The sequence below is a fragment of the Providencia sp. PROV200 genome, assembly GCF_049901995.1.
Taxonomy (GTDB): domain Bacteria; phylum Pseudomonadota; class Gammaproteobacteria; order Enterobacterales; family Enterobacteriaceae; genus Providencia; species Providencia rettgeri_E.
In genome coordinates this window covers 1125123-1147475 of sequence record NZ_CP096307.1, presented here as the reverse complement: position 1 = coordinate 1147475, position 22353 = coordinate 1125123, and the positions used below count along the sequence as shown (strand labels likewise).

The 22353-nt window shown below is 41.8% G+C and carries 20 protein-coding genes and 6 tRNA genes; 17 read left to right on the top strand and 9 right to left on the bottom strand.

The features are described from left to right. The first annotated feature begins 18 nt into the window (after positions 1-18). The 7 genes from M1E86_RS05075 (at position 19) to M1E86_RS05045 (ending at position 2539) form a co-directional block, all read left to right on the top strand. Positions 19-95: transfer RNA gene (locus M1E86_RS05075), tRNA-Met, on the top strand. A 7-nt stretch (positions 96-102) separates the two neighbouring features. Continuing rightward, positions 103-187, top strand: a tRNA-Leu gene (locus M1E86_RS05070). Positions 188-218: 31 nt separating this feature from the next. Then, a tRNA-Gln gene (locus M1E86_RS05065) sits at positions 219-293 on the top strand. A 32-nt stretch (positions 294-325) separates the two neighbouring features. Then, positions 326-400, top strand: a tRNA-Gln gene (locus M1E86_RS05060). A 46-nt stretch (positions 401-446) separates the two neighbouring features. Beyond that, positions 447-523: transfer RNA gene (locus tag M1E86_RS05055), tRNA-Met, on the top strand. 11 nt (positions 524-534) lie between these two features. Further along, positions 535-609, top strand: a tRNA-Gln gene (locus M1E86_RS05050). Between the two features lie 586 nt (positions 610-1195). Continuing rightward, positions 1196-2539 carry a dicarboxylate/amino acid:cation symporter gene (locus tag M1E86_RS05045; RefSeq protein ID WP_248468419.1) on the top strand — a complete coding sequence of 448 codons (1344 nt, stop codon included), beginning with the start codon at positions 1196-1198 and terminating at the stop codon, positions 2537-2539. A 70-nt stretch (positions 2540-2609) separates the two neighbouring features. Here M1E86_RS05045 and ubiF read toward each other — a convergent pair whose 3' ends face one another. After that, on the bottom strand, positions 2610-3797 hold the full coding sequence (gene ubiF, locus M1E86_RS05040) for a 3-demethoxyubiquinol 3-hydroxylase (RefSeq protein WP_213914236.1): 1188 nt from the start codon (positions 3795-3797) through the stop codon (positions 2610-2612). 461 nt (positions 3798-4258) lie between these two features. On the opposite strand from ubiF, the gene miaB reads away from it, so the two are divergent. The 5 genes from miaB to lnt all read left to right on the top strand — a co-directional run bounded on the left by miaB (position 4259) and on the right by lnt (position 10160). After that, the gene (gene miaB, locus M1E86_RS05035) at positions 4259-5689 is read left to right on the top strand and encodes a tRNA (N6-isopentenyl adenosine(37)-C2)-methylthiotransferase MiaB (RefSeq protein ID WP_213914235.1); all 1431 of its coding nucleotides are present in this window, start codon (positions 4259-4261) and stop codon (positions 5687-5689) included. Positions 5690-5728: 39 nt separating this feature from the next. Further along, positions 5729-6781 (top strand): PhoH family protein, encoded by a 1053-nt coding sequence (locus M1E86_RS05030; RefSeq protein WP_125894261.1) that lies wholly within the window; start codon positions 5729-5731, stop codon positions 6779-6781. Beyond that, positions 6782-7255, top strand: coding sequence for an rRNA maturation RNase YbeY (gene ybeY, locus M1E86_RS05025; RefSeq protein ID WP_213914234.1), 474 nt, complete (start codon positions 6782-6784; stop codon positions 7253-7255). Positions 7256-7746: 491 nt separating this feature from the next. Continuing rightward, a complete protein-coding gene (corC, locus tag M1E86_RS05020) occupies positions 7747-8631 on the top strand; it encodes a CNNM family magnesium/cobalt transport protein CorC (protein ID WP_125894263.1) in 885 nt (294 codons plus the stop codon). Further along, positions 8631-10160, top strand: a complete 1530-nt coding sequence (gene lnt, locus M1E86_RS05015) for an apolipoprotein N-acyltransferase (protein ID WP_213914233.1) — start codon at positions 8631-8633, stop codon at positions 10158-10160. Before corC ends, lnt begins: the two co-directional genes overlap by 1 nt. A 47-nt stretch (positions 10161-10207) precedes the next feature. Here lnt and M1E86_RS05010 read toward each other — a convergent pair whose 3' ends face one another. Both M1E86_RS05010 and M1E86_RS05005 read right to left on the bottom strand, forming a co-directional pair. Beyond that, positions 10208-11131, bottom strand: a complete 924-nt coding sequence (locus M1E86_RS05010) for a sugar kinase (protein ID WP_125894180.1) — start codon at positions 11129-11131, stop codon at positions 10208-10210. Beyond that, positions 11131-12150, bottom strand: a complete 1020-nt coding sequence (locus M1E86_RS05005) for an SPFH domain-containing protein (protein WP_166266301.1) — start codon at positions 12148-12150, stop codon at positions 11131-11133. The genes M1E86_RS05010 and M1E86_RS05005 overlap by 1 nt, the downstream gene beginning before the upstream one ends. A 150-nt stretch (positions 12151-12300) precedes the next feature. On the opposite strand from M1E86_RS05005, the gene M1E86_RS05000 reads away from it, so the two are divergent. Beyond that, positions 12301-13014, top strand: coding sequence for an NUDIX hydrolase (locus M1E86_RS05000; RefSeq protein ID WP_125894184.1), 714 nt, complete (start codon positions 12301-12303; stop codon positions 13012-13014). Between the two features lie 48 nt (positions 13015-13062). Here M1E86_RS05000 and M1E86_RS04995 read toward each other — a convergent pair whose 3' ends face one another. The 5 genes from M1E86_RS04995 to M1E86_RS04975 form a co-directional block, all read right to left on the bottom strand. Further along, positions 13063-13584 carry a protein K gene (locus M1E86_RS04995; protein WP_213914232.1) on the bottom strand — a complete coding sequence of 174 codons (522 nt, stop codon included), beginning with the start codon at positions 13582-13584 and terminating at the stop codon, positions 13063-13065. Positions 13585-13699: 115 nt separating this feature from the next. Beyond that, entirely contained in the window at positions 13700-14200 is a 501-nt protein-coding gene (locus M1E86_RS04990; protein ID WP_213914231.1) for a redoxin domain-containing protein, read from the bottom strand. Positions 14201-14483: 283 nt separating this feature from the next. After that, complete coding sequence (locus tag M1E86_RS04985) at positions 14484-15215, bottom strand: DsbA family protein (protein ID WP_125894190.1); 732 nt, start codon at positions 15213-15215, stop codon at positions 14484-14486. Beyond that, positions 15212-17284: a protein-disulfide reductase DsbD family protein gene (locus tag M1E86_RS04980; RefSeq protein WP_426099268.1), complete on the bottom strand. Its 2073-nt coding sequence runs from the start codon at positions 17282-17284 to the stop codon at positions 15212-15214. The genes M1E86_RS04985 and M1E86_RS04980 overlap by 4 nt, the downstream gene beginning before the upstream one ends. A gap of 48 nt (positions 17285-17332) precedes the next feature. Then, on the bottom strand, positions 17333-17743 hold the full coding sequence (locus tag M1E86_RS04975) for a metal resistance protein (protein ID WP_125894265.1): 411 nt from the start codon (positions 17741-17743) through the stop codon (positions 17333-17335). A gap of 584 nt (positions 17744-18327) precedes the next feature. Between M1E86_RS04975 and M1E86_RS04970 the strand changes: the two genes are divergently transcribed. The 4 genes from M1E86_RS04970 (at position 18328) to M1E86_RS04955 (ending at position 21481) form a co-directional block, all read left to right on the top strand. After that, positions 18328-19221, top strand: coding sequence for an amino acid ABC transporter substrate-binding protein (locus M1E86_RS04970; protein ID WP_213914229.1), 894 nt, complete (start codon positions 18328-18330; stop codon positions 19219-19221). 115 nt (positions 19222-19336) lie between these two features. Further along, positions 19337-20077 carry an amino acid ABC transporter permease gene (locus M1E86_RS04965; RefSeq protein ID WP_102138300.1) on the top strand — a complete coding sequence of 247 codons (741 nt, stop codon included), beginning with the start codon at positions 19337-19339 and terminating at the stop codon, positions 20075-20077. 4 nt (positions 20078-20081) lie between these two features. Next, positions 20082-20759, top strand: coding sequence for a glutamate/aspartate ABC transporter permease GltK (gltK, locus tag M1E86_RS04960; protein ID WP_109913215.1), 678 nt, complete (start codon positions 20082-20084; stop codon positions 20757-20759). Next, positions 20756-21481, top strand: a complete 726-nt coding sequence (locus M1E86_RS04955) for an amino acid ABC transporter ATP-binding protein (RefSeq protein ID WP_004257041.1) — start codon at positions 20756-20758, stop codon at positions 21479-21481. Before gltK ends, M1E86_RS04955 begins: the two co-directional genes overlap by 4 nt. Positions 21482-21557: 76 nt before the next feature. Here the strand turns inward: M1E86_RS04955 and M1E86_RS04950 are convergent, their stop codons facing one another. Beyond that, the gene (locus M1E86_RS04950; protein WP_125894199.1) at positions 21558-21968 is read right to left on the bottom strand and encodes a GFA family protein; all 411 of its coding nucleotides are present in this window, start codon (positions 21966-21968) and stop codon (positions 21558-21560) included. Positions 21969-22353 lie beyond the last annotated feature (385 nt).

The window sequence follows — 22353 nt, the reverse complement described above, 5'->3', positions numbered from 1 at the left end:
GGTAATGCAAAAAAAGATGGCTATGTAGCTCAGCTGGTTAGAGCACAACACTCATAATGTTGGGGTCACAGGTTCGAATCCCGTCATAGCCACCATTATTTTGCGGGAGTGGCGAAATTGGTAGACGCACCAGATTTAGGTTCTGGCGCCGCAAGGTGTGCAAGTTCAAGTCTTGTCTCCCGCACCATTTTCCTTCTCGGTAGTATTGAATTTAAGATTGGGGTATCGCCAAGCGGTAAGGCACCAGGTTTTGATCCTGGCATTCCCAGGTTCGAATCCTGGTACCCCAGCCATCTTAATACAATCAATAGTAGAATTTCCCGGATGGGGTATCGCCAAGCGGTAAGGCACCAGGTTTTGATCCTGGCATTCCCAGGTTCGAATCCTGGTACCCCAGCCATCTACTTCCCTTCTTGTTGCAACAATCATTCCAAAGAAATAATAATGGCTATGTAGCTCAGCTGGTTAGAGCACAACACTCATAATGTTGGGGTCACAGGTTCGAATCCCGTCGTAGCTACCATTTCTTTTTGTTGGGGTATCGCCAAGCGGTAAGGCACCAGGTTTTGATCCTGGCATTCCCAGGTTCGAATCCTGGTACCCCAGCCATTCTCTCTTTAATCCCCCATAAATTAGATTTCCCTTAACACCCCGTAGTGCATTTAGGCATAACGTATTTATGTATAAAACCCTACCTCTAATTTCATTTATCACTTTTATTGATAAATGAAACAAAAATAAAAAAAACAGCAGACACGTTCGATTTTTAATAAACAGGGGATCCATTTCCACTGTTTTCTATATTTTCACCTCTGTTTTTTAGCTTAACGGATTATTTTTTGCGATATCTTTATTTATTTAATCCCAACACTACTAAATAAGTAGCAACTTAATCGCTAAAAGTGATCTTAGAGCAACATTTACCCTATAAAATTTACGTTTGGGTAACTTTTATATCAAATATGTGACTTCAATCATTTTTATATAACCACTTAAAGTGGTAACCTTCCATGGAATTGTAGTTAGGTATGATTATTACCAGTCAAATTATTATCACTCACTGGTACTAATGAATTCAGCCCCTTCCTCCATTCCAACTAAATTAGCTCTCAAAAACTCTAATAAAAGTTTTAAACCTAATAATTATAAATTGCCAAACGCAACATTTTTACAGAGAAAATTTATGCGAAACATGATAAAGCAACCAATATATAAAATATTATATGTTCAAGTGATAGTAGCCATCGTTCTGGGTATAGCACTTGGTCACTTTTTTCCAGACATTGGTGAGTCACTAAAACCGCTTGGTGATGCATTCATCAAAATCGTTAAAATGATTATCGCACCAGTTATCTTCTTAACTGTTGTCACCGGTATATCAGGGATGTCAAACATGAAGGCCGTGGGAAGTGTCGCAGGTAAAGCAATGCTCTACTTTATCACTTTCTCGACAATTGCTCTCATCATCGGTCTTATCATCGCGAATATCATTCGTCCAGGTTCGGGGCTTAATATTGATCCAGCGACTTTGGATAGCAGCAAAGTTGCCACCTACGTTGAAAAAGCACACGAATCCTCGATTGTCAGCTTTTTGATGAATATCATCCCTGATACCGTCATCAGCCCATTAGTTAATGGAAATATTCTGCAAGTTCTGTTTATTGCAGTTATTTTTGGGTTAGCGCTAGCTGCAACGGGTAAACACGGCGAGCCTATCGTTAAGTTACTGCAAAACTTTTCTGAACCTGTGTTCAAAATGGTGGCGATGCTAATGAAACTCGCCCCTATCGGGGCATTCGGTGCAATGGCATTTACCATTGGTAAATATGGAATATCCTCTATCGGCAATTTAATGATGCTGATTATGACTTTCTATATAACATCACTGCTATTTGTCTTACTGGTGTTGGGAGCGGTAGCCAAATATAACGGTTTCTCAATCATTGAACTGATTAAGTACATCAAAGATGAACTCTGGTTAGTATTAGGGACTTCTTCTTCTGAGGCCGCATTACCAAGTTTAATGCGAAAAATGGAGCATGCGGGGTGTGAAAAATCTGTTGTAGGCTTAGTGATCCCTACTGGTTATTCATTCAACCTTGATGGTACCAACATCTACATGACGATGGCCGCATTATTTATTGCCCAAGCCACCAATATTGAGCTGACTATCTGGGAACAAATTTCATTGCTGCTAGTTGCCATGATAAGCTCAAAGGGGGCAGCTGGTGTAACGGGTGCAGGTTTTATTACCTTAGCAGCCACTTTGATGGTGGTACCAAGCGTTCCTGTTGCAGGCATGGCGCTTATTTTAGGTATCGACCGATTTATGTCTGAGTGCCGCGCTTTAACTAACTTAGTCGGTAACGCATGTGCGTGTATCGTTGTTGCACGTTGGGAAAAAGAACTCGACACAGAAAAACTGGCTCATGCGTTTTCAGCAAAAAATGAAACAATAGATTCAGTGATTACTGAAGACGACAGCATCAATACAGATATAAGTCACATTCAGCCAATTGATTTAGCTAATAATAAATAGCGCTAACTTCTTCATTTAATTATAAATAGGCCTCTAATTTTGCGGCCTATTTATATATCTAAGATAAGTTCTATAACCCTAACGCATACTTCAGAGCCAGTTTTTTTGCTTCTCCGGCGCGCTGTGCCGCCATCAACCCAAGATTCCTAACTATTTTCAATCCCGGTAACTTTTCACTAAATGCCATATAGAACACATCCATTCCAGCTTGCATGATTAAATTATCAGGTAAACGACGGCGTTGATAACGTTTCAATACATCAATGGAATTCCATGGTTGTATGTATTCACGCGCGTAAGTCACTTCTTTGAGCAATGCATCAACATCTCGATAGCCTAAATTCACTCCCTGCCCCGCTAAAGGGTTGATAGTATGAGCGGCATCGCCAATCAGTGCCAGCCCATCCATTACATAGCGACTTGCGTGGTGACGGGTCAGTGGAAACGCCCCGGAAGCTATCGCAGTGATCGGCCCTAAGCGTTCAGGAAAAGCTTCAGAAACCGCTCCCGTCAATTGTTCCATTGACATACCTTGTAAACGTCTGATCTTTGCGGGACTGTCATACCAGACTAATGAGGCCCAATTATCATACAGAGGTAAAAATGCCCTCGGCCCTGACGGAAAAAACTGCTGCCATGTTTTGTCTTGCTGAGGCTGCTGTGTTTGAATACTAATCAACATACATGATTGGCGATACTGCCAGCCGCGGCTACCAATTCCTGCCATTTTACGGACTTGCGAATTAGCGCCATCAGCGCCGACCACAAGCTTAGCTTGTAAAGTTCGGCCATCATCTAATGCCAACATCCACTCTTTTTGCTGCTTAGATTGATATAAATTGATAAGTCTCGCAGGACAGACAAGGTCTAGATTGCTGTATTTTTCACATTCTTGCCACAATGCAAGTTGTAACACACGGTTTTCTACCATAAAACCGAGTTCAGGCAACCCAAGGCTTTGAGCATCGAAAACCACATTGCTATCGGGTTCTTCCCATGTTTCTAACTGGCGATATGGCGCACTCCGCATTGCTTTCACATGTTGCCAAGCCCCTAATTGTTCCAACAATTCAACAGAAGCGCGGCTAATCGCAGAAATACGAACATCAGGAGCACTTTGTGAGTCAAAGGCCGCAGGTTGTGCTTTTTCAAGCAAAGCGACTCGCATGCCTTCTTGAGCAAAGCCCAATGCTGCTGCCGCGCCAGTCATCCCTGCGCCAACGACGACAACATCATAAGATTCGATTAATTTATTCATACGTTCGCTACTATTTATTGTTTAATAAAGGTTATCGTTTGATAACAGTGACCACGTTAATAAAGGTATTGTACCGAAAAATGATGGCTGTCACAGGAAATATAGGTATTGAAGGCTTAGAGCTCATGCGTTTCTCTCTTCTTTATAACCTTACAAATAGTGTATTTTGCTGAAAACATTTTGATTTGCACAAAAAACAACCACAATTTCGCAACATCCTCTGGTCACTGATGCCGCAAATGAATACAATACGTGCTAATTTTAAAACAATAGGCAAATTGCCTGCCCTTAGATTTCGTGTGGTGATATTATTTTAAATATCTTTGCATTTATCCCATCATACAATGATGTCCTTAATCAAAATGCATGCGACTTCCCAAATATAAAGGGTAGGACTTTGGATTTACAACGCGTTTCGGAGTCCATTACACTAGCCGCTTCGAAAACACCGGATATACGACATGTCGACGAATAAAAAGCTATACATTAAAACTTGGGGTTGCCAGATGAATGAGTATGACTCATCCAAAATGGTATCTTTATTAGAAAATACCCATGGTTATCAACTCACTGAAATTGCAGAAGAAGCCGATTTATTACTGCTTAATACCTGTTCAATTCGTGAAAAAGCACAAGAAAAAGTCTTCCATCAACTTGGTCGTTGGAAGTTTTTTAAAGACAAAAACCCTGACATTATTATTGGTGTAGGCGGCTGTGTCGCTTCACAAGAAGGGGATTTTATTCGCCAACGTGCACCAAGTGTTGACATCGTTTTCGGCCCGCAAACTTTGCACCGTTTGCCTGAGATGATTAACCAAGTTCAAGGCACTCGTAGCCCAGTTATCGATATCAGCTTCCCTGAAATTGAAAAGTTTGACCGTTTACCTGAACCTCGTGCCGAAGGACCAACGGCTTTCGTTTCGATAATGGAAGGCTGTAACAAGTACTGCACCTTCTGTGTAGTACCTTACACCCGAGGTGAAGAAGTTAGTCGCCCTTGTGATGATATCTTGTTTGAAATCGCGCAGTTAGCGGCACAAGGTGTACGTGAAGTTAATTTGCTTGGCCAAAACGTGAATGCCTACCGCGGTGAAACCTTTGATGGTGAAATTTGCTCATTTGCAGAATTATTGCGTTTAGTCGCTGCAATTGATGGTATCGACCGTGTGCGCTTTACCACTAGCCACCCAATTGAATTTACTGACGACATCATCGAAGTCTACCGCGATACCCCTGAATTAGTCAGCTTCTTGCATCTCCCCGTGCAAAGTGGCTCAGACCGCATTCTAACAATGATGAAACGTGCGCACACCGCACTTGAATACAAAGCCATTATTCGCAAACTGCGTGAAGCACGCCCTGGTATTCTGATCAGTTCGGACTTTATCGTGGGCTTCCCCGGTGAAACAACCGATGACTTCGAAAAAACAATGAAACTCATTGCAGACGTGAATTTTGACATGAGCTACAGCTTTGTCTACTCCGCACGTCCTGGCACACCCGCTGCAGATTTACCTGACGATGTAACTGAAGATGAGAAAAAACAGCGTCTATACTTACTGCAACAGCGTATTAATCAGCAGGCACTAAGCTTCAGCCGCCAAATGGTGGGAACCGTTCAACGTATCTTAGTTGAAGGAACATCCCGTAAAAACGTTATGGAGCTATCTGGACGTACTGAAAATAACCGTGTGGTAAACTTTGAAGGCACACCGGATATGATCGGTAAATTTGTGGATGTCGAAATTGTGGATGTCTATACCAACTCATTACGCGGTAAAGTCATTCGTACAGAAGACCAAATGGGTCTTCGCGTTCATGAATCGCCAGAATCTGTTATTGCACGTACCCGTAAAGAAGATGAGCTAGGTGTTGGTAGCTTTCAACCCTAAGCCGCAACCATAGGATATTCAGTGACCGAGACAAAAAATTTGCAAATCGCAACACAAGAAATCTTTCTAGAACCCGCAGATAACCAGCGTTTAATGAGCCTCTGCGGGCCATTTGACGATAATATCAAGCAGCTAGAACGCCGCCTTGCTATCGAAATTAATCGCCGTGATAACCGTTTTAAGTTATCGGGTAAGCCACTGAATGTTCAAGCGGCGAGCAAAATTTTGCGTCAACTGTATGTCGATACCGCACCCGTGCGCGGTGTGACCCCTGATATCGACCCTGAAAATATTCACTTAGCCATTATGGATAGCCGCGTTTTAGAGCAATCTGCCGATAGCGTGCCTGACTATGGCAAGGCGGTGAATATTAAAACTAAACGTGGTGTGATCAAACCACGCACCCCAAATCAAGCGCAATATATCGCCAATATTTTAGACCATGATATTACATTTGGAATTGGCCCCGCCGGAACGGGTAAAACCTACTTAGCAGTCGCAGCGGCTGTTGATGCGTTAGAGCGCCAAGAAGTTCGTCGTATTTTGCTTACCCGTCCAGCGGTTGAAGCAGGCGAGAAACTGGGTTTTTTGCCTGGGGATCTCAGCCAAAAAGTCGACCCTTACCTACGTCCACTTTATGATGCGCTATTTGAAATGTTGGGCTTTGAAAAAGTTGAAAAACTCATTGAACGTAATGTTATCGAAGTTGCACCGCTCGCCTATATGCGTGGTCGTACCTTGAATGATGCGTTTATTATTTTAGATGAGAGCCAAAACACCACCATCGAACAGATGAAAATGTTTTTAACACGTATTGGCTTTAATTCCAAAGCGGTTGTGACGGGTGATATTACTCAGGTTGACTTACCTCGCGGTAGTAAATCAGGGTTACGTCATGCCATTGAAGTGCTTTCTGAAGTGGATGATTTAAGCTTTAATTTCTTCCACAGCGAAGACGTGGTTCGCCATCCCGTCGTTGCAAAAGTCGTCATGGCTTATGAAGCATGGGAAGAACAAGATAATAAACGTCGCCAACAATTACGTGAAGAAAAAGAACAACAAAAGCAATTTGAAAAGCAGGAAAACCCATAAATGAGTGACATCGAAATTATTCTCGATTTACAAATTGCGTGTGAAAACCCTGATGGTTTGCCTTCGGAAGACGAGTTTCAGCGTTGGTTAACCGCGGTGTTGCCGAAATTTCAAGCACAAAGTGAAGTCACTATTCGGGTAGTTGATGAACCTGAAAGCCATCACTTGAACTTAACCTATCGCGGTAAAGACAAACCGACTAACGTGTTGTCATTCCCCTTTGAAGCCCCACCTGAAATTGAGCTTCCTTTGCTCGGTGATTTAATTATTTGTCGCCAAGTCGTTGAACAAGAAGCGGTTGAGCAACAAAAAACGGCAGAAGAACACTGGGCACACATGGTTGTTCACGGTTGCCTTCATCTTTTAGGCTATGATCATATTGAAGATGATGAAGCAGAAGAAATGGAAGGTTTAGAAACCGAAATTCTGGCTGAATTGGGCTATGAAGACCCATATCTTGCAGAAAAAGAGTGACCTAACTATAATTTTTTGAAATGCCTTTCTGATAGAAAGCATTACTTTACAAAAAATTGACGGTTATTTTGCAGATAAACCGTCAATTTTATGCTAAAAAGAATCCAGTAAGCTGTTTTTATTAACTAACCTAAGCTCCAAATACTTTAACTTGGCCTACTTTTGGTACCAAGTACAGCCAACAACGCTGCAGTTCGAGATACGACGAGTGAATACTCTAAATAATTCGAATTGCAGCTAGGCGGCCAGCGAGGCTTATCCCTAGGAGCATACACAAGTATGTGACTAGGGTAAGTAGTGCAGCCAACAACGCTGCAGTTCGAGATACGACGAGTAAATACTCTAAATAATTCGAATTGCAGCTAGGCGGCCAGCGAGGCTTATCCCTAGGAGCATACATAAGTATGTGACTAGGGTAAGTGAGTGCAGCCAACAACGCTGCAGTTCGAAGTATGACGAGTATTTTTTTGAGGAATATTAAATTAACCGCCATGAGCGACGATAACTCTTCGAGTAGCGATAACCCTGGTCCTAAGAAAGGGTTCTTTGCACTGTTAAATCACCTATTCCATGGTGAACCTAAAAATCGTGATGATTTAGTCGAATTAATCCGCGACTCTGAACAAAACGATTTGATCGATCCTGATACCCGCGAAATGCTTGAAGGGGTAATGGATATTGCGGATCAGCGCGTACGCGACATTATGATCCCGCGTTCCCAAATTGTTACCTTAAAACGTAATCAAACGCTTGATGAGTGCCTTGATGTCATTATTGACTCTGCTCACTCACGCTTCCCTGTTATTAGTGAAGACAAAGACCATATCGAAGGGTTATTGATGGCAAAAGATTTACTGCCATTTATGCGTACCGACGCAGAGCCTTTTAGTATTGATAAGGTATTACGCCAAGCGGTTGTTGTCCCTGAAAGTAAGCGAGTAGACAGACTACTCAAAGAATTCCGCTCTCAACGCTATCATATGGCTATCGTGATCGATGAGTTTGGTGGCGTCTCTGGTCTAGTGACCATTGAAGATATTTTAGAGCTCATCGTAGGCGAAATTGAAGACGAATATGACGACCAAGACGATGTTGATATTCGTCAACTCAGCCGTCATTCTTATTCTGTCCGAGCCCTTACACAGATTGAAGATTTTAATGAAGCCTTTGGGACTCATTTTAGTGACGATGAAGTCGATACCGTCGGTGGCCTCGTTATGCAAGCCTTTGGACACCTGCCTTCTCGTGGTGAAATCATCACGATAGACAACTACCAATTTAAAGTTGCGATGGCTGACAGCCGTAGGATCCTTCTGCTTCACGTGAAAATTCCAGACGACGCACCAGTTCCAACTTTGGAAGAAGAACAGACTTAATGAACTCAACGTCTATTTATCAAAGCCAGCGGTTGCGGTTATTGCTGGCTTTAATTTTCGGAGCCAGTGGAACACTGGCTTTTTCGCCTTTCGACATCTGGCCTGCCGCGCTGCTTTCTATCCTTTTCCTCCAACTACTGACCTTGCAGCGTACAGCCAAACAATCTTTTGCTATTGGCTTCGCTTGGGGATTTGGCTTATTCGGTAGTGGGGTTAACTGGGTTTACGTCAGTATTGCCGATTTTGGTGGCATGCCGGGCCCTGTAAACGTATTTATTGTTATTTTATTAGCCGCTTACCTCGCGCTTTATACTGGCCTTTTTGGTGGTTTACTGGCTAAGCTTGCCCCTAAAGCTAATATTTGGCGTTTCGTTTTTATGGCGCCAGCGCTCTGGCAAGTCACTGAATTTCTGCGGGGTTGGGTATTAACTGGCTTCCCATGGCTACAATTTGGTTATAGCCAGATTGATGGGCCGATGAAAGCACTCGCCCCTGTATTTGGGGTAGAAATGATCACATTGCTTTTATTTAGCATTAGTGGTCTGTTAGTACTCGCTATCCTACGCCGCAGCTTTATCGCGCTCGCCGTTGCAGCTGCCTTCATTTTTGCCCCATTAATCGCCAAAAATGTACAGTGGTTTACCCCCCTTGAAGGCAAGAAAATGGAAGTGGCATTGGTTCAAGGCAACATTCCCCAATCAATGAAGTGGGAAGCCAGCTTCTTACAAAAAACCAAAGACACCTATATGGCGCTCTCTCGCCCTTATATCGGCAAAGCGTCTTTGATTATTTGGCCTGAATCAGCGGTCCCTTCTGTTGAGCTCGATAACCAAACGTGGCTTAAATCTCTCGACCAATTATTGGCAGAGTCGAATACCCAATTAATTACTGGAATTGTGGATGCACGCCCGATAGATGGTGAATATACTTTTTATAATACAATCATTGTATTAGGCGATAAAAACCCGTACTTGTACCCATCTAAAAACCGCTATAACAAACACCATTTAGTGCCATTTGGTGAATATGTACCTTTAGAAGATTTGCTGCGCCCTATCGCACCGTTCTTTAATTTGCCAATGTCAGGTTTTAGCCGTGGCGATTATGAGCAAGCGCAATTAGCGGTTGGTAATATTCATCTAACTGCCGCTATTTGCTATGAAATTATTTTAGGTACACAGGTCAGGGATAATTTTAAACCTGATAGCGATTACTTACTTACCGTCTCCAATGATGCATGGTTTGGTCAATCTATCGGCCCATGGCAGCATTTCCAAATGGCGCGTATGCGTTCATTAGAATTGGGACGCCCATTATTACGTTCCACCAATAACGGGATAACTGCGGTGATCAGTGCAGATGGCTCAATACAAGATATGCTGCCACAATTTAAAGCAGCGACGCTTGCTACTGAAGTCACACCAACAACTGGACTGACACCTTACGCACGTTGGAGCCATTATCCGATGTGGGGAGTAGTCGTTATATTTGGTATTCTTGGTTTTGCTCTGAATCGCCGTCAAAAATAACGATATTGACCCCACCTCAGTCGCTATCAATGAGGTGGGGTAACCCGCTAAGCAACCAGTAACCCTTGTAGATCCGCAATTTTCACTGTCACAATACAACCTGAGTTGAATTGTAAGAAATCATCTTCGATACCATCGGAAAAAATAACACCGTTATGGGGCATTAATGATTCAATGGCTAACGGGCTCCCTGGCTCAATCGTGCCAAATACCCATTTCGTTCCTGTTGTTTTACTTAAAAATGGCTCCCTAACACTAAACTGTAATTTACTTTCTCCCCAGCCAAACCCTTTTGCCAACGGATGATTATGTCCCCCCATAATTGCCTGTGCTCCCGCTAAAATAGATTGAAACCACCCTGTTGACCCAAGTCCTGTGGATATAATAATGCCAGAGGATGATTGAAACTCTTGCTCTCCATTCCAATTTAACAAATAACGTGCCGACGTGTGGCTTTTCGGACCAATGAATAAATCGTTCACCGCGAGTAAGGATTGCCCGTCATTGGTCGTTGCCTGTGCGAATGTCACCTTTTTTTGCGCTATTTTTCCTTTTAAGGTATTCATCACCACTTCCTGCAATTGTCCTATTTCAAAAGGAAGCAACTGACCATCCCACCTTTCAGGATCTGGATTAATAGCGATAACCGGTTGTCCGTTTAAGTACTTCAAGGTGTTCGCCACTAAACCATCTTGGCCAATCACGATAACAATATCGTGTTTAGAAAATTGGTAACTGGGCAATAATTTTCTCTCCAATAATTGAAACCTACCTAATGATTTCAATATCGATTCGGCTTGTATTAGTTGGCGTTGATATAAGTCATGTTCATTTAAGTAGTCACTCACCTCTACATGGTTGTGTTCCAAGTAAAATTTGGCTTGAGGCCAAGTATTAAAGCGCTCAATCAATTCCTGCAAACGTGTTTTACGCATTACTAAGACAAAACGTACGTCATTATTCCTTTGCATTATTTACCCCCTTTCTTCATTAGCTGGCCAAATAAATCAGGCGATATATTGAGCTCACCAATCTTACCGGCATTTTGTGCTAATGATTCGAATGCCATCGCCATCAATTGTTCTGGTCCCATTTTTGCTAACGCTAATGCTTTTAAGTTTTCAACCGGTAATTGACTATAGGCTTTCATTTTAGATTCAATAGAGTAAGCATCGGCGTCCGACTGTATGCGTTGGTTTTCAACACTAAGCGCAACCAATTCATTGCGTTTTGCTTCTGCGTTCACCTGTGCGATTAACTCCTCTTGCTCGATTTCTGCTCGCTCTCGCAATATTTTCCGCTCATTATCAAGGCGCGCCTCTTCAATTTGCTGTTCTTTGGCTTGAACAGATAAGTCGGTTTCTAATTCCGCTTCTTTGATTGTGCGTTCTTGTTCGACAGAAAATTTACGTCTTGCATAAATGGCATCATCAGCCTCTTTCAGTATGGATTCTCTCGCTTGTGCTTCTAATGCTTTAAGCGTTTCAGGTAACGGTGCAATGGCTGAGATAGAAACATCCAAGATTTCAATCCCCAGAGACTCAATGACCGCCTGCACGGCGAGTTGCTGGCTTACCAAAACAACTAATGATTGACTAATTAACAATGCATCCCGCAGTGAAGTGGTTTGTATTTTGGCTTGGATCACCGTTTGAGCCGCTCGTACGACTCGATCATTTAATTTAAGGGGGTCTTCTGAAGCGTAACTTTTCCCGTCCTTAGATAAGTTAAAATTTAAGACGTCCGCTGTTTTTTCGGGCTGTTTTACCTGAAAAGAAATTTGCCCCTGAATACGTAAACTTTGGAAATCAGCTGTTTGTAAATTAAAAATAAATGGGGCTTCTTGTGCATTCAATGGAAGCGCCGCAATGGAGGTTTTATCGGAGTTATACCAAAAACTGAGCCCTTTACCTTGCTTACGCACTTTCCCATTCACGGATTGAATAACAAAAGTCGATGAATCTGCTTTGAAATATTTAAAGTTAATCATAGTGTGCTCCTCATTATTGTCTTTATGACTTTAATTAATTATTGTCCTATAGACATTAATTAGTCAAGCAATAATTGTCTTAATGACATTAACTGTTTTTTAGCGTATAGTTTATTCATCAATGCCAATCAGACTTTGAGTGATAACCAAATGAATGAAAAAGAATTTTTAGCTCACTACGATAGAAAAAAATTTCTATCGCCGCTTATCACTGTCGACGCTGTAGTATTTACCTATCATGAAAACACGCTGAAAGTATTACTTGTCGAGCGCGCTAATTTTCCAGAAAAAGGAAAGTGGGGGTTGCCGGGTGGTTTTATTGATGAAATAAATGATAAAAATTTAGAAGAGACGGTGTTACGTAAGCTGAAAGAAAAAACAGGGGTTATCCCACCCTATGTTGAGCAGCTTTGTACTGAAGGCAACCATCAACGGGATCCTCGAGGCTGGTCTGTCACTGTTTGTTATACGGCGTTAATTGCTTACCAATCCTGCGAAGCGCATATTGATACGGTGGATTCTGTCAGGTGGGTCTCTATTGATGAGATAGATCAGCTTTCTCTTGCATTCGACCACTTCAAACTCTATCAACAAGCAAGAGAGCGTCTAAAGCAAAAATCACTCTACTCAATCGTGCCAGGTTTCGCACTTCCTGACGTTTTTACCTTAGCTGAGCTGCAACATGTCCATGAAGTTTTGATTGGCAAACCTTTGCAAAACAAATCGTTCAGACGTCGGCTCGAACAAGCAGATTTGTTGATTGATACTGGAGAAAAACGCCACGAGCGCGGCCGTCCCGCTAATTTGTATCGTTTAAAACCACAATCCGCGGATTACCGTTTTATTCGTAATTTAGAATTTTAGTAATTGATATACCTGATAAATAAATATTATCAGGCACTTTAATGAATGCTATTGGCAAATAGCTGGAGTCACAATATAGGTAAAAATGAGTTTGTTCGACTTATGATAATTATGTGTAATGCCTTCGGGGAACATTTCATGCAGAATATCCATACCTGCATTTTTATCACAGTAGTTGCGGTTTAAAATCTCACGCATATTTTGCTGCCAGCTATCACCTTCCAATATATTGTCAGGGATCCCTTTGATCGTGTATTGGTAAAATAACATGCCATTTTTAGCAGTCACTTCCGTCAATAGAGTTACATCATCAATCAACATAGGTAGAGATTTAGCCATATCAGACAGAAAAATGCCCCGTAACATCGTTGGGTCATCATCCCCTTTTGCATTAAATGCATTGATTTTATCTTCTGTCGAGTTGGCTTTTATTTCATCATAGCGCTGGTCTATTTTTGAATTTTTTATCGTTTCTGACGGTTGTTTCGTTGTTGTTTTTTCTTCCACCTCAGGGGAGCATCCTGTGATTAATACCGCCCCTAAAAATAATCCAACTACTTTTTTAAACATAACCATCCCACTCACCTATTTTATTATTTATATAGCCGAATGAGTTTACCATAATGATAAATTAAACTTATAGGCAGAAAAGTCCCCTTTTTTATCTAAAGGGGATATAGCAAAATTAAAACGATGCAAACCACATACGCATTTTTAAGCCGTAAGAGCTAGTCCAACCCGATGTAAAGCTGACTAATTCGCCGTTATCAATCACCATAAAGGTGGGCGTCGCACTGACCCCGACCGCATTGGAAAGCTGACCGCTGGTATCGTTAATCACAGGAAACGTTAATTCTTTGTTTTCCATTCCCTTGATTAAGCGAGATGTTTCACCTGAGCGCATCGCTACTGAAATAATTGGCATACCTGATTGGCTTAATTCTGATACCGTTGGCGAAGTCAAATTACATACCCCACACCACGTCGCCCAGAAATAAACCAATATTGGTTTTTCTTTGCTTAACTCAGCTAGTGAAACGCTCTCACCATTCACTAGCGTGTGCTGTTCCAATAATACAGGTGCAAGGGTTTGTGGCTTGCGCCATAAATCCATCACTGTAAAAGCAATAAATAAAATAATTGCCAAAACAATAATTTCTTTAGACCACTTTTTTAGTCTAGACATACGTTTTTAACCACTTAGTTTTCAAATAGCCCAAATTTAACGTATAGGAAAACAAAGCATTTAATCGAAATTAATGCTTTGTTATTAAGTTAAAATGCTTTCTTTCCTAATTCGCTAATACTTTTCTAAGTAAATCTTTAGCTTAACTTTATCCTCTAAATAATTCGTGTTGTGGCTAGGCGGCAAACGAGACTATCGTGAGGAGCATACACAAGTATGTGACTCACGTAGTCGAGAGCAGCCAACAACGCCACAGCGCGAAGTATGACGAGGATAACGAGGATTATTTGAGCTTAGCGAGCTGCTCCTTCACTATCTCTTCAAACTGCTGCGCATCGATAGCGCCAGGGATCAACTCATCCCCCACCAATGTTGCTGGCGTTCCATTCACACCCAATTTCTCTGCCAACATCATATTGGTGCGAATACCATCACGGCTCTTATCACTCGCTTTCAGCTTATCATTACCAGTGGCTTTGAGGGCATCTTTGATATTTGCATCTGATAGCATGCCCTGTTTTTGCATAAATTTGTGGTGTAGAGCTTCAAATGCTTTCGGGTTTTCTTGCCATAACGTCATGCTTAACTGAGCTGAATCCATTGATGTTTGGCCTTTAAATGGTAAATATTTGATTACCACAGCCACATCATTAGGGTATTTTTTCACAATATCCATCAGTTGAGGGTCGAAACGCTTACAGAATGGGCAGTTGAAATCCGTAAAGTTAACTAAGACGAGCTTCGCATCTTTTTTACCGATAAGTGGGCTGGTTGGGTCATTAAACAGAGCATCCTGCTCCGCTTTTAACGTTTCTTTCATCTGAGCTTGTTGTCTTTCCCCTTGTTTCGCTTGCAGGGCAACAATGGCTTCTTCTAAAATTTCAGGGTTTTCAACTAAAGTATCACGCACTAATTTACGCACTTGTGCTTCTTGGTCTGCACTCAAAGGTGCCGCCTGTGCTACTGTTCCCATCATTAGTGATGAAAATAAGACAGCTAAAATTGTTTTTTTCATTTTGTGGCTCCTTTGGCCTGATTCATAATGGATATTAGCGATTCACGATCAAGTATCGTTGACAGTACTTCGCCTTCGGCCAAGTTAGGGCCATAAATTTGATTGAATGGAACAGCGACCTGCCCACGTTTTTGTAAAAATGCTGTAATTTCAGGTGAAGGTTTGGTCCAATCCCCACGTAAAGCAACCACATCAGGTTCACTGAGCAGTTGTTGGATATCATCCCTTAGCAGTACATTGTATTTATTTGCCTTACAGGTTACGCACCATTCCGCGGTGACATCAATAAATACCCGTTTATTATCCGCTAACGCGTCAGTAATTGCCTGTTCAGTTAACGGCTGCCAATTCACGGTATCTTTAACGAGAGAGCGGCTACCGGAATGCTGTTCTTGTGTCATCCAGACAAACCCACCAGCAAAAACAGCAAATAATATCAATGGTAAGATTGCCGCCCTAATACCCCGTTTTATCGCGATAAAGACCACCAATAACACTAAGAAAACAACAGCAATTGCGGTCGATGTGGTGACACCAAAATGCGGTATTAATAAGCTAATTAACCATAAGCTGGATATCAGCATCATTAACCCAAGTACAGCACGCAGCTTCAGCATCCACATACCAGGCTTTGGTAGTAAACGAGAGATAACCGGAAAAGCCGCGATCAGTAGCCACGGTAAACTCATTCCGACACCTAATGCCGTGAAGATCAACCACAACTCTTCCATTGGTGCTGCCAATGCAAATGCCACGGCTGTGCCCAAAAATGGTGCAGAGCAAGGCGTTGCCAGTAATGTCGCAAATACCCCTTGCCAAAAATGGCCACTGTTACCATGACCGCCTGCTGTCGCCAAGCGTGTATTGGCCTTACTGCCGAGATTGATTTCAAATAAGCCAAATAAATTCGCCGTAAATAACGCCGTTACCAGCACCATAAAGCCGATAAACCACGGGTTTTGGAACTGAATTCCCCAGCCAACTGCTTGTTGACCGACTCGTAATAACGTCATCAAGAGCGCCAGTAACCAAAAGGAAACTAGAATACCGAGAGAGGACAATAAAAACTGGCGGCGAATGGTCTTTTGCTCACCATTAGGCACCATCAAAACAGAACCAAGTTTCATTGCTAACACCGGAAGTACGCACGGCATTAGATTAAGGATCAAGCCCCCTAAAAGAGCAAATAGCATCACCTGCCATAAAGAAGCACTGCTCACTTTAGACGCTACCGTGCCGGTAAATGGGCTAACTTGATGGCTAACTTGCTGTGAAATATCGCCATCTGCAACAACAAAAGAAATGGTTTTTCCAGTTAAATCAGGAGAATCGCTACCCCAATCATCGCTGACATCTATTGTTGCTGTTAAATGGTTACCTGATGTTTCTATTACAGGCACGCCTAATGCCGCCCCTTCAACCACATCAGTGAAAATATTCGGTTGCTCCCACGCGGTTCCTGTGCTTTTTTGCAATTCAATGATTAGCTTATCATTCGCAAAACCAACTTTAGTTTGCTCAACTAAACCACTTGATGGTGGAACCGCACCTTTGGCTTGATTAAACGCCCAAGTAAAGTCAGCTGGAACAGGTTCTGTTAAATCGAGCTCAAACGGGTAATCTGTTAAAATACAAACATTACTGCACGTTGATAATGTTAACGTACCTTCAAGTTTATCCAACTTTTCATTACTTGTGACTGTAATGGGGAAAACAATATCCCCCATGTAGCCTTGAGTTGAAACGCCCGCAACATCAAAGCGACCCGGCGTTGGCCATTGCCAATCCGTTGATTCAACAGGTGACGACCACACAATTTCAGGCGCAACTCCGCCTTCACCAGGCGAGCGCCAATAGGTTTTCCAGCCTTCATCAAGCTTTACATCTAGCAAAATGTCGACTTTGCCATTTTCCTGTGCCGAACTTAATAACCTGACCTGCGCATGCTGCGGGGTATTATCACTCATCCACTCCGTATTCGCAGGTTGCAACCACCCCGTATCCGCAGCATATAAACTGCTCGAAAATAGTGCAAAAAATATAAAAAATGAATTAATTAAAAAACGCATTGCTTCCTCCAGAATAAATTACACAAACAAGTCCCTATTCGTTGTGCGCTAATTCCGAAGATTACAAAACTGTAAGTGTCGTCTGACTCTTGGAGGGGCATGTTTCTCTTCATTATTTGCTCTAGATATAAATAGATTAGTACAAAATAACGTTAATGCCGCTAAAGAAAGAAACATGAAGAAGAGAGGTTCAAGAACAGCAGGTAGCAAAGTCATCAATGACTTAGCACTCAGCTCACAACTGGAAAGCTGCGCACTGCCGCTATCACTTTGATTTACTTGGAATTCACTGATGTAAGAAAGGTTAATTCCCGTATTAATTTGTGCTTGCGCGAGTACATCCGGCACAAAAAAATTGGCGAACAGACGCTCTCCGACGGCGCGTTGATTTATACAAACCAATACCATCAGACAGGCGAATAACACTAATCCTTTACCTAATCTTAAATGCCTGTTCATGCGCATCTTTGTATAACTTCCTGAAATAACACTCATTATGCGACTTTGATAACCATAACGATAAAAACCAGTCTTTGGCTAATACCATTACCCCATCTATCTATAAGTTAAATAGAGGTTACATCTTACACAGCAAAATATTCCGTACAAGTACCATCAGCTAACTTTACAAATATTATTCCATTTCAGATCAGTAAACATGCAACTCCATCAAAACTCGGCACGTAAATTGCTTAATCCAATGTATGCCATGATACGAAGATAAATTGCACTTTAATAGTGCGTGATTATCAGTTTCAAACAATTTTAGATAGCAAACCACCATGTTAGTGCGGTAACTCAAAAATTACCCAAATAATATGCGAGACAGCTCCCGAAATTGAAACAATTTGTTTTCATTAATTAACAATTTTAATTACTTTTTAACAAGAATAAAACATATAGCGGATAATCGCGGTGTTATCTAAATCAGCGAAATATTTGCAAACACAACACAACAAAACCACAGTAATTCAGGCGTTATCTCGCGATAGCCCCTTAAAATTACAGCGGGCTTACACCGATGTTCTAAAGGAGTTGTAATTATGCGTATAAGTAAACTTGTATTATCGATGATGATTTTAGGTGCAACCTGCGCAGTCCAAGCAGAAGAATTAAACGGCACTCTGAAAAAAATCAAAGACAACGGTGTAATAGTTGTTGGTCATCGTGAATCATCCGTACCTTTTTCTTACTATGACAATAGCCAGAAAGTGGTTGGTTACTCGCAGGATTATTCAAATGCCATTGTTGATGCAGTGAAGAAAAAATTAAACATGCCTGATCTGCAGGTCAAACTCATTCCAATTACATCACAAAACCGTATTCCACTCCTGCAAAATGGCACATTTGATTTTGAGTGTGGCTCAACAACCAATAACGTAGAAAGACAAAAACAAGCCGCTTTCTCTAACACTATCTTTGTGGTTGGGACGCGCTTACTCACCAAAGGTGACTCTGGTGTAAAAGACTTTGCTGACTTAGCGGGTAAAAATGTCGTCGTGACCTCAGGTACGACATCTGAAATTCTGTTGAATCAGTTAAATGATGAAAAAAATATGAAAATGCGCATTATCAGCGCGAAAGACCATGGTGACTCGTTCCGTACTTTGGAATCTGGTCGTGCTGTCGCCTTTATGATGGATGACGCATTGTTAGCGGGTGAGAGAGCAAAAGCGAAAAAACCAGAGATCTGGGAAATCGTCGGCAAGCCACAAACTGAAGAAGCTTATGGCTGTATGTTACGTAAAGACGACCCTCAATTTAAAGTGCTTATCGATGAAACCATTGCGAATGCACAAACCTCAGGTGCCGCTGAGAAATCCTTTGACCGCTGGTTCAACCAACCTATTCCACCGAAAAATCTGAACCTGAAATTTACTTTGTCCGATGAAATGAAAGCCTTATTTAAAGAACCGAATGACAAAGCATTAAACTAATAAAAAGACAAACAGGGTATTACTGAAGTAAGAATTGCAAGGCGGTCGTTCCCCGCCTTGCATCCTCTTTTACGACAGTATTCGGGAATTTCATTGCCCACAGGAAGTCAATATTATGTCTATTAATTGGAATTGGGGGATTTTCCTTCAGGAAGCCCCGTTTGGGAATACCACCTATTTAGGGTGGTTAATATCTGGCCTCGAAGTCACTGTCACGCTTTCCATTTGCGCATGGATTATCGCATTCTTAGTTGGCTCATTTTTCGGTATTTTACGTACCGTACCTAACCGTTTTTTAGCCTTTTTAGGAACCGCCTACGTAGAGCTATTTCGCAACGTACCGCTTATTGTGCAATTTTTTACTTGGTATTTGGTGATCCCCGAACTGCTTCCTCGCTCAATCGGGGATTGGTTTAAAATGGATTTAGATCCTAACTATCAATTCTTTATATCTTCAATGCTTTGCCTTGGGTTATTCACTGCAGCGCGAATGACCGAGCAAGTACGTGCAGCCATTCAATCACTACCTAGAGGACAAAAAAGCGCTGCTCTCGCAATGGGGCTCACTTTGCCACAAACCTATCGCTACGTTTTATTACCCAACGCCTATCGAGTCATTTTGCCCCCCATGACGTCAGAAATGCTGAACTTAGTCAAAAACTCAGCCATTGCGTCAACCATTGGCTTAGTTGATATGGCGGCACAAGCAGGGAAACTATTGGACTACTCCGCTCACGCATGGGAATCCTTTACCGCAATTACGTTAGCTTATGTCGGAATTAACGTCATTATTATGATTTTAATGACGTTATTAGAGCGCAAAGTTCGCTTACCTGGCACCATTGGAGGGCGGTAAAATGATGTATGAATTTGATTGGAGCTCAATTGCTCCGAGTATGCCCTTTTTAATCGATGGCTTTATTGTCACCGCGAAAATTACACTGACCGCGATAGTGGTGGGGATTTTGTGGGGTACTGTCCTTGCTGTGATGCGGTTATCCACATTCAAACCCATTAGCTGGTTTGCAGCTCTGTATGTGAATACATTTCGCTCCATACCATTAGTCATGGTTTTACTGTGGTTCTACTTAATTGTGCCTAGCTTATTACAAAATGTTCTAGGCTTATCACCAAAAAATGATATTCGTTTAATTTCTGCAATGATAGCCTTCTCTCTTTTTGAAGCGGCCTATTACTCTGAAATCATTCGTGCTGGTATTCAAAGTATTTCTCGAGGACAAGCCTCCGCTGCGTTAGCCTTGGGAATGACAAATATGCAAACCATGCGGCTCGTCGTATTACCGCAAGCCTTTAAAGCCATGGTGCCTTTGTTGTTAACTCAAGGGATTGTACTGTTTCAGGACTCCTCTCTCGTGTATGTGCTCAGTTTGACCGACTTCTTCCGTACCGCCACCAATATAGGCGAGCGTGATGGAACACAAGTAGAGATGGTTCTGTTTGCGGGTCTGGTGTACTTTATTATCAGTTTTGGCGCTTCTATGTTAGTGAATTATCTTAAGAAAAGGACTGTTTCATGATAACCCTGAAAAATGTATCCAAATGGTATGGCCAATTTCAGGTGCTTACAGACTGCACAACTGAAGTTAAAAAAGGTGAGGTTGTGGTGGTGTGCGGGCCATCTGGTTCTGGTAAATCCACATTAATAAAAACAGTGAATGGTTTAGAACCAATTCAGCAGGGTGAGATTTTTGTGAATGACATTCAAGTTAATAACAAAAAAACTGACCTTGCAAAGCTTCGCTCTAAAGTTGGGATGGTGTTCCAACACTTTGAGCTATTTCCTCATTTGTCGATCATTGAAAACCTGACATTAGCGCAAGTTAAAGTATTAAACCGCGATAAAAAAGAAGCGGAAGCAAAAGGTTTGAAATTATTGGAGCGTGTAGGTTTATCTAGCCATGCCAATAAATTTCCGGCTCAACTTTCAGGTGGGCAACAGCAACGTGTCGCTATCGCTCGCGCACTGTGTATGGACCCCATCGCAATGCTATTTGATGAGCCTACTTCAGCGCTAGACCCAGAAATGATCAACGAAGTTCTTGACGTTATGGTTGAATTAGCCAATGAAGGCATGACCATGATGGTGGTGACCCATGAAATGGGATTCGCCAAGAAAGTGGCTAACCGCGTGATTTTTATGGATGAAGGGAAGATTGTTGAAGACAGTAAAAAAGAAGACTTTTTTGCAAACCCGCAATCTGATCGTGCAAAAGATTTCTTAGCGAAAATCTTGCATTAAGTTTATTTATTATTTGGCAGAGAACTATCAGGTTTTCTGCCACTTTCCTGATTAAAATCATTCACCATTAACTGCACTATTTTTCATTTACTTTTTTATAAATAAGCTTCCCAATAACGCCTCCCCCGCCATCTTTGGGGTGATTCACGCCATCCATAACATCAACCTCTGCAAAATCAAATGGAGAGATACCTTCAAGACACGCAACATTCACACCATATTGCTCAGGATTAGAACGGCGCTGATGAAAAGTATAAATACCACATACAGAGCAAAAAAAGTGAACCGCTTTCTGGGTATTGAAACGATACTCGGTGAGTTTGTCAGCCCCTTCTATTATAGTGATCCCTAACAAAGGGGCTGAAACTGCAATAGCTCCACGCATTCGACAAAAAGAGCAATTACAGCGTCTTTTTGTATTGAGTCCATCTGTTAATACAACCTTAAACTTCACTGCACCACAGTGGCATTGCGCTCTTTTTTCCATAACAATTCCACAATTGTATAATTGTTGTCAGATAAATTAATAGCAGCCACTATAAAGCAAAGGTCCACTCACCCGCTTAATGATTTTGTGCCTTTTCCATTTTTAATAAGGCACAAATAAAAATTAAAAGCCCAATTGATGTTCATTGGATACATGCCTTCCACAATTAAAAACGGCACTATAAAATATTTGATAGTTTCGTTTTTTTTTGTGCAAAACACTACCAATCTTGCTGTTTTTTGGTTAAGTTTGATGGTCATTGGAATGTAAAATTCTAACTTCGCCCCCCAAAAACAAGATCCAGCTTCCCCTATCGGTTCAGCTAATCAACGATTGTTGTGATAAGGCATTGTTGTTTTCGGGTATGATCCGTTATGCTATGCGG